Origin of the sequence: Acetobacter sp. AAB5, assembly GCF_050106715.1 — a bacterium.
Taxonomy (GTDB): Bacteria; Pseudomonadota; Alphaproteobacteria; order Acetobacterales; family Acetobacteraceae; genus Acetobacter; species Acetobacter oryzifermentans.
Genome location: NZ_JBNIEW010000001.1, coordinates 1 through 13,731, shown reverse-complemented (window position 1 = coordinate 13,731; position 13,731 = coordinate 1). Strand labels below are relative to the sequence as shown.

General features: G+C 51.9%; 12 protein-coding genes. 2 read left to right on the top strand and 10 right to left on the bottom strand.

Going from position 1 to position 13,731, the window contains the following annotated elements:
* Position 1 precedes the first annotated feature (1 nt).
* Genes xdhC through ACP7IZ_RS00025 form a run of 8 tightly spaced genes read right to left on the bottom strand, consistent with a single transcriptional unit; the run spans position 2 to position 9,323 of the window.
* Positions 2 to 817 carry a xanthine dehydrogenase accessory protein XdhC gene (gene xdhC / locus ACP7IZ_RS00060; RefSeq protein WP_426847356.1) on the bottom strand — a complete coding sequence of 272 codons (816 nt, stop codon included), beginning with the start codon at positions 815 to 817 and terminating at the stop codon, positions 2 to 4.
* A gap of 9 nt (positions 818 to 826) precedes the next feature.
* A complete protein-coding gene (xdhB, locus tag ACP7IZ_RS00055; RefSeq protein ID WP_426847354.1) occupies positions 827 to 3,175 on the bottom strand; it encodes a xanthine dehydrogenase molybdopterin binding subunit in 2,349 nt (782 codons plus the stop codon).
* A complete protein-coding gene (xdhA, locus tag ACP7IZ_RS00050; RefSeq protein ID WP_426847353.1) occupies positions 3,168 to 4,649 on the bottom strand; it encodes a xanthine dehydrogenase small subunit in 1,482 nt (493 codons plus the stop codon). The genes xdhB and xdhA overlap by 8 nt, the downstream gene beginning before the upstream one ends.
* 35 nt (positions 4,650 to 4,684) lie before the next feature.
* Complete coding sequence (locus ACP7IZ_RS00045; protein ID WP_426847352.1) at positions 4,685 to 6,145, bottom strand: nucleobase:cation symporter-2 family protein; 1,461 nt, start codon at positions 6,143 to 6,145, stop codon at positions 4,685 to 4,687.
* A gap of 3 nt (positions 6,146 to 6,148) precedes the next feature.
* On the bottom strand, positions 6,149 to 6,481 hold the full coding sequence (gene uraH, locus ACP7IZ_RS00040; protein WP_426847351.1) for a hydroxyisourate hydrolase: 333 nt from the start codon (positions 6,479 to 6,481) through the stop codon (positions 6,149 to 6,151).
* Positions 6,478 to 6,987, bottom strand: coding sequence for a 2-oxo-4-hydroxy-4-carboxy-5-ureidoimidazoline decarboxylase (gene uraD / locus ACP7IZ_RS00035; RefSeq protein WP_426847350.1), 510 nt, complete (start codon positions 6,985 to 6,987; stop codon positions 6,478 to 6,480). The genes uraH and uraD overlap by 4 nt, the downstream gene beginning before the upstream one ends.
* On the bottom strand, positions 6,984 to 7,877 hold the full coding sequence (puuE, locus tag ACP7IZ_RS00030) for an allantoinase PuuE (protein WP_426847349.1): 894 nt from the start codon (positions 7,875 to 7,877) through the stop codon (positions 6,984 to 6,986). The genes uraD and puuE overlap by 4 nt, the downstream gene beginning before the upstream one ends.
* A 27-nt stretch (positions 7,878 to 7,904) precedes the next feature.
* Positions 7,905 to 9,323: an NAD(P)-binding domain-containing protein gene (locus ACP7IZ_RS00025; RefSeq protein ID WP_426847348.1), complete on the bottom strand. Its 1,419-nt coding sequence runs from the start codon at positions 9,321 to 9,323 to the stop codon at positions 7,905 to 7,907.
* A 156-nt stretch (positions 9,324 to 9,479) separates the two neighbouring features.
* On the opposite strand from ACP7IZ_RS00025, the gene ACP7IZ_RS00020 reads away from it, so the two are divergent.
* Together ACP7IZ_RS00020 and guaD are read left to right on the top strand one after the other, a co-directional pair.
* Positions 9,480 to 10,382, top strand: a complete 903-nt coding sequence (locus tag ACP7IZ_RS00020) for a LysR family transcriptional regulator (protein WP_003624361.1) — start codon at positions 9,480 to 9,482, stop codon at positions 10,380 to 10,382.
* A 4-nt stretch (positions 10,383 to 10,386) separates the two neighbouring features.
* On the top strand, positions 10,387 to 11,709 hold the full coding sequence (gene guaD, locus ACP7IZ_RS00015) for a guanine deaminase (protein ID WP_426847347.1): 1,323 nt from the start codon (positions 10,387 to 10,389) through the stop codon (positions 11,707 to 11,709).
* On the opposite strand, the gene ACP7IZ_RS00010 is transcribed toward guaD, so the two are convergent.
* Positions 11,706 to 13,298, bottom strand: coding sequence for a gamma-glutamyltransferase family protein (locus ACP7IZ_RS00010; RefSeq protein WP_426847346.1), 1,593 nt, complete (start codon positions 13,296 to 13,298; stop codon positions 11,706 to 11,708). The genes guaD and ACP7IZ_RS00010 overlap by 4 nt on opposite strands.
* Positions 13,299 to 13,382: 84 nt before the next feature.
* Positions 13,383 to 13,731: ExbD/TolR family protein (locus ACP7IZ_RS00005; RefSeq protein ID WP_426847345.1), on the bottom strand; the 349-nt coding region annotated here is incomplete at its 5' end.

Below are 13,731 nucleotides of genomic sequence, written 5' to 3'. Positions count from 1 at the left end.
GTTATTGGGATGGGTGGAGCACATGCTCCACCACTTCCGCCGCCACAAGGGCTGCAATAACTTCTGGCCGTTTATCCCTGATACCGCGCTCTCCTATGGGGCAGATGAGGGACTGTAAACGCTCTTCTTCCATGCCAAGCTGGCGGAAGCTGTGTTCAAACCGCCTGCGTTTGGTGGCAGAGCCAATAAGCCCCACATAAGACAGATCATTCCGCAAAAGAGCAGATTCTATAATCAGCGCATCCAATGTGTGGCTGGGTGTAAGCACCAGCACGCCTGATTTAGCCGGTGTGGCGTGCAATATTGGCTCCCATTGGTCTGTTATGCGTGTTTCTACACCAGCGGGAACATTGCCAAACTCCTGCGCTCTGGGGTCCACCCATGTTAACTTCAAGGGTAATGGTGCCAACGCATAGGCCAAGGCACGGCCAACATGGCCTGCCCCAAACATAAGTAAAACTGGGCGTAATTTCAGTTCTTGCTGTATGTTGTTTTCCAGTTCCTGCACAATATCTGGCGTTACACGCTCTAGCCGCACACGGGCCCAACCTCCGCAGCATTGGTTGGTATTTTGCCCACCCAGAATAAATTCGTGCTCACGCAGCTTTTCGTGTTGGCACAGCATTTGGCGCGCCTGTAATACGCATTCATGTTCTAACGCGCCGCCCCCTACTGTTCCGGCCAGAAAAGAGGTGCCTACCAGCATAAAGGCACCAGTCTCCCGCGGGGTGGAGCCTTTGGCTTCTATAACGCGCACAAGAATGAGCTGTTCTGGATGGTGGTGCCAGTGTTGGAGAACCCTTGCAACCTCTCGCATAATCAGCTCCTATTCGTGAGACATGTCCTTTTGTTTTTTAAGCCGTTCTACTGTGCGTAAAATCTGTTCTGGCGTGGCAGGCGCATCTAGCTGTGGGCAGATACGGTAATCCGCAATGCTCGCTATGGCGTCTGATATGGCATGCAATACAGCCAGCCCATGCACAAAAGGAGGTTCCCCCACGGCTTTGGAACGGAAGATGGTTTCTTCCCGGTTAGGGGAGTTCTCCAGCAACTTCACATTAAAAATTGGGGGTCTGTCTGAACAAGCTGGAATTTTATAGGTGCTGGGGGCGTGCGTGCGCAGCCGACCTGTTTGGTCCCATACCAGCTCTTCCATTGTCAGCCACCCTGCCCCTTGGATAAAGCCCCCTTCAATCTGGCCAATATCCAGAACCGGGTTTAGGGATTGCCCCGCATCGTGCAGAATATCTACGCGTTCCATACGGTTTTCACCAGTTAGCAGGTCAACCGCAACTTCCGCACATGCGGCACCATAGGCAAAATAGTAAAATGGGCGGCCGCGGCCTGTTTTGGGGTCCCACGAAATTTTGGGTGTTTTGTAAAACCCGGATGAGGAGAGCGAAACACGGGCCATGTAGGCGGCTTTCACCACATCCACAAACGGAATGCAGCTTTCCCCCACTTGCACGCCGTTGCTTCCAAAGTGCACAGCACTTTCTGGCACCTGCCAGTGTGTGGCAGCAAAGCTGATAAGCCGCCCCTTGATCTTGCTGATAGCATCCAGAACAGCCATGCCATTCAGATCTGCCCCGCTAGATGCCGCTGTGGCAGACGTATTGGGCACCTTGCCTGTGGTTGTGGCGGTAATGCGCACACGGTTTTCGGGCAGGCCAAATTCCCGCATGGCAATTTGCACCATTTTGGTATGCAACCCCTGCCCCATTTCTGTACCACCGTGGTTCACTTGTACGGAGCCATCGGTATAGACATGCACCAGAGCGCCTGCCTGATTGAAATGCGTGGCGGTAAAGGAAATACCAAATTTAACAGGTGTAAGCGCTATACCCCGGCGAATGTATTTGCTGGTGTGGTTAAAGGCGTGAATTTCCTTACGGCGTTTGCGGTAATCACACTCTTCGGCCAGTTGTTCCATGATTTCGCGGGAAATGGAATCTTCCACGGTCATAAAATACGGTGTGATGTTCCTATCTAGCGTGCCGTATGTATTGCGCAAACGCACATCCAGTGGGTCCAGCCCCGTGGCAAAAGCAATTTCCTCCACAACACGTTCAGCCGCGGCAATGCCTTGCGGCCCACCAAAGCCCCGGAATGCCGTGTTGGATTGGGTATTGGTACGAAATGGTTCTGACCGCAGCCTTACATCCGGATAATAATAGGCGTTATCTGCATGAAACAACGCTCTGTCCGTGACAGGGCCAGATAGATCTGCAGACCATCCGCACCGTGCGGCCAGCAGCATATCAACACCCTGAATATGCCCTTGCGCATCAAAGCCGACATTATAATCAATAACAAAGTCATGCCGCTTGCCTGTCATGATCATATCATCATCACGATCAAGGCGACATTTAGCGGGGCGTTGGGTGATTTCTGCGGCCAAGGCGGCCAGACAGGCTGGAGCGTTTGCCTGAGTTTCCTTCCCCCCAAAGCCGCCGCCCATGCGGCGTACTTCTACTGTTACCAAATTGCTGGGGCGGTTAAGAACGTGTGCCACCATGTGCTGGGTTTCTGTGGGGTGCTGTGTAGAGGAGCATACGCGTATCTCTCCTTCTTCGCCCGGCGTAGCCAGTGCGGCTTGCCCTTCCAGATAAAACTGCTCCTGCCCTCCAACCGTAATGCGCCCGGCAAGCCGTTTAGGAGCTTTTTCCAAGGCATTTTCCGCATTACCGCGCACCATTTCTAACGGACGGCACACCATAGAACCGCCTTTTTGGCGGGCATCTTCAATGGAGAGAACGGCTGGCAGATCCTCATAAACAATTTTTGCCAGACGCGCGGCTTTGCGGGCGGCCAGGCGCGTTTCGGCCACAACGGCAAAAATGGGCTGCCCGTAATAGAAAACCTCATCTTTGGCCAAAAGAGGTTCGTCCCCCGCGCCTACGGGGCTGATCTGGTTTTCCCCCAACACATCTTGGGCCGTCAGAACGTATAGAACGCCCGGAAAATTTTTAACGTGTTCCAGATCTATAGAAACAATGCGCGCATGTGCCTTGGTGCTTAAACCGGGTACCACATGCACAACATTTGCGGGGGTGGGAATATCATCAATATACGTTGCCTTGCCGGAAACGTGCAGCCGCCCACTTTCGTGCTTCAGGCTTTGCGTTGCGCCACCGGGAACAATTTTCTGCTCGCTTTTATGGTTTTTAAGCATGGGAAATCTCTCTCCAACCTTCCAGGCAGATAGGCTGACTGCTTCCTTGTGGCGCTGTTTCTTCAAAAAAGCGCGTTAACAGGTTGGCGGATACCGTAGAGCGATACCACGCACTGCTGCGCATATCCGTTAAGGGTGTAAAATCATCCAATATGGCCGTGCGGGCAGCTTCTAACGCGACAATATCCCACTTCTGGCCGACCAAAGCCTTTTCTGCCTTCTTGGCGCGGCAGGGAATGCCCGCCATTCCGCCAAAAGCCAGACGAGCTTCTGTAATGTGGCCACCTGCATCTATACAAAGCGCAAAGGCAGCCATAATTGCAGAAATGTCCTGATCAAACCGTTTGGAAACCTTATAGGCCCGCATAACAGTTTGAGCAGATTGATCTGGTATAAACACGCCTTCTATGAATTCGGCTGGACGGCGATCCTGTTTTCCGTATTCCAGAAAATAGTTTCCAAGCGGAATCTGCCGTCGTGTATTGCCTTGCCGTAAATGCAGCATGGCTCCGGCAGCTATAAACAATGGTGGCCCATCCCCAATGGGTGAAGCATTGCCTATATTGCCGCAAACAGTGGCAGCGTTTCTTACCTGTGTGGAACCAATGCGTTTTATGGTTTCCAGTGCGTCGGGCAGATGGGTTGCCAAGGCAGGAAGGGCCTGCGTGTATGTTACGGACGCACCTATCCACAAACCGCCATCACGTTGTTCTAGTTTATGCAGATCCTTGGCGGATCTTACGGAAACAACATGCGGCAGGTCTCGCAAATGCTTGGTCACCCACAAGCCAACATCTGTGGCGCCAGCCACCAGAGTGGCTGTAGGGCTTTCCTGATAAACGGCTGCAAGCACATCGGAATTGGCTGGCAAAGTGATGCGGCCTTGGGCGTTTTGAATATCTACACTGCTGCCATCCTGTAAGGCAGACAGGCGCAGAATGATGTCTTGTTTTTCCCCATCAAAACGGTTGCCCTGTTGCTGCATGGTGTGGCGTGCCTGCTGCATGGCGCGTATAATAGGTGCATAGCCGGTGCAACGGCATAAATTGCCCGCAAGCGCTGTATTGATGGCTTTAGGATCATCTCCCCCGCCATTTTGCACATAAGCCACCATAGACATCACAAAGCCCGGTGTACAAAACCCGCATTGAGACCCATGCAAGTCCACCATAGCCTGTTGCACGGGGTGCAGGGAGCCATCCGGGTTTTGCAAATGCTCAACTGTAAAAAGCTGTGCGCCATCCAACATCCATAAAAACTGGATGCAGGCATTTACGCTGCGCCATGTGAGCTGGCCGTTTTCAAGGCGCACAACCATAACCGTGCAGGCACCGCAATCGCCCTCATTACACCCTTCCTTGGTGCCGGTTTGGCCTTTCTGGTCACGCAGCCAGTCCAATACTGTGTGAGTGGGAGAAAGATCAGACACTTCGTGCAAGGTCTGACCCAGATAAAACCTTATATGGTGTCGCATTTTTTGGTCTCTGTAGAAGAAGCAGTGGTCAGGATTTATCTGGAACAGGATTTTGGGCGACGTGGCCCAAGCTTATCTTCTGATATCACAACAACGTTCTTCCACATTTCTGGGTGGGTGGTGGCTGGTTGTGGGGTGGCTTCTTTTTCTTCCACAACAGCGCCATGCGTGCCGTGGTTGAAGATTAAATGCAGGATAATGGCGGACATGGCCCCAAGCGTGATGCCACTGCCAAAGATGATCTGAGCCCATGCGGGAAAGTGATCTGCAATGTGGGGCTGTGCTGTAGCAAGCATGCCCAAGCCAACACTGGTGCCAACAATAATGCCGTTGTTTTGGTTATCAAAATCCACCTGCGCCAAGGTTTGGATACCCACCACGGCAACAGCTGCAAACATGGCCAAAGCTGCGCCCCCCAAAACAGGCAGCGGCACGCAGGCCATAAGCACGGCCAGTTTAGGCAAGCAGCCCATAATCATCATGATAAGGGCTGCGGCAGCCACAACCCACCGGCTTTTTACGCCCGTAAGCCGCACAAGGCCCACGTTTTCAGCAAAGCAGGTGTAGGGAAAGGAGTTGAAAATACCCCCCAGCATTGTAGCTGCCCCATCTGCCCGAATGGCGCGAGTGATATCACGCGGAGTGATCTTTTTGTCCACAATCGCACCAGTGGCAAACACATCCCCCGTTGTTTCCAGCATGGAAATCATCATCACGATAATCAGGGAGAGAATGGGCACGATATGAAAACTGGGCAGGCCAAAATACAGCGGGCGCACAATGGTTAAGAGTGGTGCGGATGACACATCTCCAAAATGCGCATCTCCCAAAATCCATGCAACCAGTGTGCCCATAATCAGGCCAACCAGCACAGCAATGGTGCCCAGAAAGCCCTTGAAGAAACGTTGAACAGCCAGAATGCACAGCAGCGTGCCCAAGCCATACGCAACATTACGCAGGCTGACAGGGTTTTGCATGGTGCCCGTGCCTTGGCCATTGACAATATCATTGGCCGCCACAGGCAGCAGAGCCAACCCAATAACCAGAATAACAGACCCGGTGACAACAGGCGGAAAAAAACGGATCAATCGTGAGAAAAATGGCGCCATAAAATAGGAAAAAATACCCGCAACAATAACAGCGCCAAAAATCTGATGCAGCCCTTCAATGCCGCCCCCGGCAGCCATGCCAATGGCGATCATGGGGGTAACGGAAACAAACGTAACACCTTGTAACAGTGGCAGTTTGACCCCCAGAGGCCCAATACCCACGGCCTGAATAAGCGAGGCAATGCCGCAGGTGAAAAGATCGGCTTCAATAAGGTGTTCCAAGGCATCATGCGAAAGCCCAAGAGCACTGGCAAGCAGAATAGGTACAATTACAGATGCAGCATAAAATGTGAGCACATGCTGCAATCCATAAACACCCAACTGCCAGAAAGGCAGGAATTCATCTACAGGATGAACCGCTTGCGGAACGTTTCTGGCAGCTTTCATCTGTTAGCTTCCCCTGTAAGTAGAATAACCATAAGGCGCAGCAAGCAGCGGCACATGGGCGTGCATGGCTTCACCCAACCCAAAAACAATTGGCACGACATCCAGAAAAAGAGGCTCTGGCAGATTCATGCCCTGTTGCTGAAAATAGGTGCCGATTTCAAATTCTAGCCGATACTGGCCGGGCTTGAGTTCAAGGCTTCTGAGTTCTGCACAGCGGCCATCGGCATTTGTTACCCCCGTAAACACAAGAGCATCACCAGCAAAAAGGCGGATTTGCACAGCACTGGCCGGGCGGCCAGAAACTGTATTAAGCACATGTGTGGAAAGAGAGCTCATGCCTGCACCTTATCCTGTAATCTTAAGGCCGCTATTGCATCAATCTGCTTTAGCGCTTCTGCAAGCTCTACTGTAAAGGAGCTTGTCAGACGTTGTTCCAAGGCTTCCAGAATAACGGCTTTGGTGGCTTTGCGGACACAAATAACAAACGGCATGCCAAACTTTTTGTGGTACGCGTCATTCAGGTCACGGAGTTGCTTGTATTCTGCCGGAGAAAGCCGATCTAGCCCGGCGCTCCCCTGCTCCTGCGTTGATTCAGCACTTAAGTCCGGATCTATGCCCATACGGTGGCCAAGTTCTGGGTGGGCACGCACCAACGCCAGTTTTTGACTTTCCGGAGCCTGTTGCACGGCTTGGGAAAAGACCAGTTGCATCTGCTGCAAGGAGGCAAAGGGGCGCTGCGTTACAGCCGCTTCCGCCACCCACGGAGAATGTTCGTAAATGCCCCCAAATGTTGCAACAAACTGTGCGGGAGAGAGCGTGTTTACATCCTGCAAGCGCATCATGCCGGGTGCACCTTCTGCCAATGGCGGGCTACTTCCAAGCGGGTTGGTGTCCACACTCCTTCATGCTGCTGGATGTGCTGTATAAACTTGGCAACCGCCAAGGCGCGTGCGGGCTTGCCTGCCAAGCGGCAGTGCAGGCCAACAGACATCATGCGGCCGCCTTCTTGATACAGCATATCAAAGCAGTCTCGCAGGTAGCGGAAAAACTGTTCGCCTTCTGTAAAGCCGTTCAGGGCCGCAAACTTCATATCGTTCACGTCCAGCGTGTAAGGCACAATGAGCTGCGGCTTGCCGTGTGTTCTGTCATAATACGGAAGATCATCTGCATAGGAATCTGCATCGTAAACAAAGCCACCTTCTTCAGCCACAAGGCGGGCTGTGTTCGGGCTTGTGCGGCCCTGATACCACCCAAGCGGACGTTCACCCGTAACTTGTGTATGTAGCTCTATGGCTTGTCGAATATGCTCACGCTCAACATCTTCTGGCATATGCTGATAATCAATCCAGCGCAGGCCATGAGAGGCAATTTCCCACCCGCTTTTCTGCATGGCAGCAACGGCTATGGGGTTGCGTGCCATAGCTGTTGCCACACCAAACACGGTGGGTTTGATGCCCGCCTGTTCAAACAACCGATGTAAGCGCCAGAACCCCGCGCGGCTACCGTATTCATACAGACTTTCCATCTGCATGCAGCGTTCGCCTACGATAGATGTTGTGCCGATCATTTCCGAAAGGAACGCCTCAGACCCTTTATCTCCATGTAGGACAGAGTTTTCGGCACCTTCTTCGTAATTCACCACAAACTGCACGGCTATACGGGCAGCGTTGGGCCAGCGTGGATCCGGCGGGCAAGCGCCGTATCCCACCATATCGCGCGGGTAATTCTGCATTATTTCCTTACCTTCCAGAACACATCATCAAACACACTGAGGAGGTTCCAGACTAACCAATTCATCTACATTGTAATCCAGCAGGCTTTGCAGGTGTTTTTCACCATCCTGCACAAACAGATCACGCCCGATGCCGAAGGTTAGTTTTTCCACCCCAAACCGCATGGCGCTGATGGATGAGCCAGAAAGCCCCATGCTAGGTGTGGCAGAGAATGTAAAGTTATGGATGGCCGCAAGCATTGGAGCCAGTGGATCGGACGCATTGCGCGGCAAAAACTGGAAGCGTTCGCCCAGATAAGGGTGGCTGCCCAGAAGTGTGCTTTGTTCGTCTTCCGGCGGGGCAAAACAATCCCGCCAAAGGGCAATATGCGGCGCCACTTTAGCCAGTTCTGGCCGCTGGGCCAGATCAATAACAAACCCCGTGCCAATAATCAGGAAGTCAAACCGCATTTCACCATGTGGCGTGGTCACAACCACGTCCTTCCCTTCCTCCTTCACGGAAAGCCACGGAGTGCCCGTGTGGAAGGCAAAGTTTTTATGGCTCCGGCAGCGCCAGAACGTATCCTGCGGGGGCGGCTGGTTGAGATCATAAATCCGCCGCATGAAGCGCCAGCGCACCAGATCATCCAGTTCTGAAAAATAGCTGAGAAACCCAGCATTTTCCATCCAGCGGTATGGGTTTACAGATGGAATTTTTTTACGGCGCAGGCACAGATCAACCTGCTTGGCGCCATGCTCCAAAGCCGTTGCCGCGTTATCAAAAGCCGAGGCCCCGGCACCAAGAACGCCAATGCGTTTGCCGCGCAGTTTTTCAAAGTCAATCTGTTCGCACGTATGGGCATAACGTGCTTTTGGCAGAACTTTTGTAATGAAGTCTGGCACATGCCATGCGCCACCGCCTTCAATACCCGTTGCCAGCACGATTTTGCGCGCCCAAACCTGTTTTTTTACGCCCCCAGCACATGCAAAAGTTAGTTTCAGCAGGTTATCCTGCCAATCAATATCTAATAGTTCGTGTTCATTTTTTACAGGCAAATCCAGAACATCACGCACCCAATCCAGATAAGTCTGCCAATCCTGGCGGGAAATTTTATCCAGCGTGTGCCATGCAGCGGCTCCGTAGCGTGCTTCGTACCAGGATTGAGGTGTCAGGCTGGGAATGCCCAAATCTGGGCCGGTTACATATTTTGGCGTACGCAGGGTTAGCATACGTGCAAACGTAATCCACGGGCCTTCTCCTCCTTTGGGGGCGGTATCAAAAATACAGGTGTTGGTAATGCCGCGCCGCTTCAGCCCAAAGCAGGTGGCCAAACCGCCCTGCCCGCCGCCAATAATAGCAACATCCAGAACATCTTCGCCATCATGCTTGTGGGGAATGCACCAATTGCCTGTTGCATACTGAATTTTTGCGAGATCATCACGCACACGTTTATTAAGCTGTTCCATGCCTGCATATCAGTCCGAAATATGCGTTGCCCGAAAACAATCTGATTCATGCCCCTGACAACGACGATAAAATCAAGCATAATGTTTCACATTCGCATCGTTCTTGTATATGACATAATTCAGCATGGTGCGTTCGCAAAATGAGAGCAAAAGCAAATGCCAGTTTTTTCCCGTTTTCTTCGTTACTTCATGGCTGTTGCTCAGCATGGCTCAATCCGTAAGGCTTCGGACGAATTGCATATTGCCGCTTCCGCTATTGATAGGCAGATTCTTCAGGGTGAAAAATTACTGGGCACGTTATTGTTCGAGCGCCTGCCTACAGGCCTGCGCCTGACAACAGCCGGAGAATTGCTGCTAACATCCTGCCGCCATTGGTCGCGAGACTTAAATACGCTTAAAATCCAGCTTGATAACCTTAAAGGCTTACGGCAGGGCACGGCGGATATTCTTATTCCAGATGCACTTACCAAAGGTTTCTTACCGGTTCTATTGGGGCGGCTGCGTGAAAGCCATCCGGGTATTTTGGTGAGTGTGCATGTGCGCAAAAGCCAGAATATGGGAGAACTTCTGGTAAAGGGACACGCAGATTTTGCCCTTATGTTTAACCCAAGCCATATGCGGGAATTGACTGTACGGGCGCATAAGGAAATTCCTTTGGGGTTTATTTCCCTTCCGTCTCACCCCGTTGCAGCGTTGAGCGAGGCGCGCTTTAGTGTGGCTGCGGAATATCCGGTTATTGTGCCCTCGCCGCCTCTTGCGCTTTGGCGCCCCATTGGGCTTTTGGAAGCAGAAACAGGTATAGAAATAGCTGCTGTTGCACGTGCAGATAATATTCAGATGATCAAATCTCTGGTGCTGGAAGGCACGGGAATTGGGATTTTAAGTTATCTGGATGCCTATGATGAAGTGCAAAAGAAGCAACTTGCTTTTACCCCTATTGTCCATAAAAAACTTACGCCACTATCCTTGGCTTTGTGTGTAGACCGCTCTCGCCAGCTTTCTACGGCAGCACGGTTTATTATTAGCGAAATTGAAAATTTCTTTCTGGAACAGCTATAAAATCATGCCAGTATCTTCAGCAAAAACGGCTATTCGGGGTTGCTTCATTACGTTCACGGGCAATCCTTTTCTGGTACCTCCGGAAGAAAGTCTGAGTGTTGAAGAAGACGGCCTGATTATAATGGAAGCGGGCCGCATAATAGATTGCGGGCCTTATGCGGCCCTTGCGCCTAAGCTAGATAAGGCCATTGCGGTTACACATTACCCGGATAGCATTATTTCCGCCGGGTTTATTGATACGCACGTTCATTACCCGCAAATGCCAGCTATTGCCTCCTGGGGGCAGCAACTTTTACCGTGGTTGGAACAGTATATTTTTCCAACCGAAGCCCAGTTTGATAATTCGGCCTATGCAGAAGCGGTTGCCAGCGCGTTTCTGGACGAACTTTTGCGAAATGGAACAACCACTGCTGCCGTATACTGCACAGTGCATGCGCAATCAGTTAATGCGTTTTTCAAACAATCAGAAAAACGCGGAACACGCATGATTGCGGGCAAGGTGCTGATGGACCGGAATGCCCCAGACAATCTACGAGATACGGCCAAAAGTGGGTATGATGATTCAACCGCTTTAATTCAACGTTGGCACAATAAAGGCCGTCAGCTTTACGCGGTCACACCTCGTTTTGCCATTACCAGCACGCCAGAACAATTGGAAATGGCTGGTGATCTGCTGGCACGCCACCCAGACGTGTTTATGCAAACGCACTTGGCGGAAAATATGGATGAAATAAAAGCCGTTGCCAGCTTGTTTCCAGAATCTGCCTCATATTTGGATGTGTACGCACAGGCAGGGTTGGTTGGGGCACGCTCTATTTTTGGGCATGGCATTTATTTGCAGGAAACAGATTTTCAGCAATGCCATCATGCAGGGTGCACGCTTGCTCATTGCCCGACATCCAACCTGTTTTTAGGGAGCGGCTTATTTAAACTGTTTGATGCCATGCGGTCAGATCGGCCCGTGCATGTCGGCTTGGGTACAGATATTGGCGCAGGCACAACTTTATCCATGCTTGGCACGATGGGAGAAGCCTATAAAGTTTCTCTCATGGCTGGAGGAGAAAGGTTGCAAGCTCTTCAGGCCTTCTGGCTTGCAACGGCTGGGGCTGCAGAAGCTCTTAAACTGGATACAAAAATCGGCCGTATTGCACCCGGTATGGAGGCAGATTTTTGTATATTGGACCCGGCTGCCACGCCTATGCTTGCGCAAAGAACAGCTCACTGCCAGACGGTGCAGGATATGCTTTTCCCATTGATTATCCTGGGGGATGATCGCAGCGTAAAAGCAACGTGGGTGAATGGGCAATCTGTGTATGAGCGGCCTTAAAAAGCCGCCACACATCCATCACTGCGCGGGTCAGCCGCGCCTTCCAGCACACCATTAGCATGCCGCACGATGGCCCCGGCATGCCCCATCATGCTGGAAAAAGGTGCAACGCGTTCTACAGGATGGCCTGCTTTTTCCAGCTTGGCCACAACACCTGCATCCATGTTGCTTTCCACTTTCAGGGATTGGCTCTCACTTCCCCATGTGCGGCCCAGTAACCACCGGGGGGCCGTAACAGCCTGCTGCAAAGGTGTGCCAAACTGTGCGTATCTGGTGAAAACCGCTGCCTGTGTTTGGGGTTGGCCTTCTCCCCCCATTGTGCCGTAAACCATCATCCGGCCATCATCAAAATGCGCTAGCGCTGGATTGAGGGTGTGAAAAGGCTTGCGGCCCGGTGCAAAGGCATTCCATGCGCCTTCTTCCAGTTGGAAGGAAGCACCACGGTTTTGCCATAGAATTCCTGTTTGCGGCAGAAAAACACCAGATCCAAACTCAAAATACAGGCTTTGTATCATGCTGACAGCAATGCCAGAGGAATCAATAGCCCCCATCCATGTGGTGTCTCCGGCCTGTGAGGGCTGAGGCCACGGGGAAGCATGCTGCATGTCAATTTTATGCGCCAGTTCGGTGCACAGTTTTTCGTTGTCTAGAAAAGCCTGTGCATCTTCTGTCATCCACCGTGGATCGCCTACATGCGCATTGCGGAACAAAAAGGCCTGTTTTGTAGCTTCTATCAGGCCATGTATATGCGCAAAGCCCTCGCCTTCCTGCACACCCAGTTTTTCAAATAGCCGCAAGATTGCCAAAGAAGCTACGCCCTGAGTTGGTGGCGGTGCGTTGTAAACGTGTGCCCCCTTCAGCTTTGCAGCAAGTGGTTTTTTGAAGAGAGCTTTATGAGATACAAAATCTTCTGCCCTTAAGGGGCTTTCTGCGTGTTGTAGATCCTGCAACAGGGTGTGCGCAGTGGCACCTGTATAAAAACTTTGCAATCCATCTTGGGCAAGGCGGCGCAGTGTCTGCCCTAATGCCGGGTTCTTACGCACCATGCCGTGCTGAAACAATTTGCCATCTGGCGCATAAGACTGTGCAAAATCCTGATTTTGCAAAAGTTCGCTTTTCTTGGAAGCCAGAAGCTCAGCTTCACTTTCTGAAACAACATAGCCATTTTCAGCATACCAAATGGCATCTTCCAAAAGTGCATTCAGTGGAAGTGGGTTTTTGATAGATGCACTCTGTTGCAAAGCAAGCTGCCAGCCAGAAACAGTGCCAGCCATGGTATTGGCGGCCCAGCCTCCACGCCACGGCACGGTGGTATGCCCTGCTTGACGATATGCATCTGCGGAACTTTGTAAGGCTCCAGCACCGCAGGCTTCTATCACTTCCACCCGGCCATCTGGGTAAGAAACCAGCCAGAAAGCATCTCCTCCAATACCAGTCATATGAGGGTAAACCGCACATAAGGTAGAGGCCATTGCTACAATAGCCTCTAGAGCTGTGCCGCCCTGCTTCAGTATGGAAAGGCCACTCTGGCTGGCCAGATGATGCGGTGATGTCACCATCCCGCGTCCAGACTGGAATGTATGCTGCATGACAATCAACCGCTTTGCATAAATGGAAATAATAAAAACGATGTATCAGATACTTGACCACAATTTCATGATCAAACCCACCCCCTATATTTTACCGTCTGCGAACTGTTCCTGCCCGACGATTCCGAGTTTTGTAACGCCGAGGCGCTGTGCGTCGGCCATGACGTGGATGACGGTTTTGTAGTCTGCCAGACGGTTGGGCTGGAGATGGAATTCTGGCCGGCTGGCCTCTGGCCCGCTGGCGATCTCGCGCAGATGCGCCTGCAGATCGGCTTCCCCATTAATCGGCTGGCCATTCCATGTCAGCGAGTTATCAAAGTCTACAACCAGCGTCACCACAGGGGTTTCTTCCGTGCTGGGCGGCGGGTTGCCCTGCGGCAGATCAATCGAGACCGCCTGCGTCTGCAACGGGATGGTGATGATCAGCATGATC

Bases quoted from the DNA above. Each gene is read 5' to 3' on its own strand.
- ACP7IZ_RS00010 (WP_426847346.1), bottom strand. From the start codon at position 13,298: ATGCAGCATACATTCCAGTCTGGACGCGGGATGGTGACATCACCGCAT.
- guaD (WP_426847347.1), top strand. From the start codon at position 10,387: ATGCCAGTATCTTCAGCAAAAACGGCTATTCGGGGTTGCTTCATTACG.
- xdhA (WP_426847353.1), bottom strand. From the start codon at position 4,649: ATGCGACACCATATAAGGTTTTATCTGGGTCAGACCTTGCACGAAGTG.
- puuE (WP_426847349.1), bottom strand. From the start codon at position 7,877: ATGCAGAATTACCCGCGCGATATGGTGGGATACGGCGCTTGCCCGCCG.
- xdhB (WP_426847354.1), bottom strand. From the start codon at position 3,175: ATGCTTAAAAACCATAAAAGCGAGCAGAAAATTGTTCCCGGTGGCGCA.
- uraD (WP_426847350.1), bottom strand. From the start codon at position 6,987: ATGATGCGCTTGCAGGATGTAAACACGCTCTCTCCCGCACAGTTTGTT.
- uraH (WP_426847351.1), bottom strand. From the start codon at position 6,481: ATGAGCTCTCTTTCCACACATGTGCTTAATACAGTTTCTGGCCGCCCG.
- ACP7IZ_RS00045 (WP_426847352.1), bottom strand. From the start codon at position 6,145: ATGAAAGCTGCCAGAAACGTTCCGCAAGCGGTTCATCCTGTAGATGAA.
- ACP7IZ_RS00025 (WP_426847348.1), bottom strand. From the start codon at position 9,323: ATGGAACAGCTTAATAAACGTGTGCGTGATGATCTCGCAAAAATTCAG.
- xdhC (WP_426847356.1), bottom strand. From the start codon at position 817: ATGCGAGAGGTTGCAAGGGTTCTCCAACACTGGCACCACCATCCAGAA.
- ACP7IZ_RS00020 (WP_003624361.1), top strand. From the start codon at position 9,480: ATGCCAGTTTTTTCCCGTTTTCTTCGTTACTTCATGGCTGTTGCTCAG.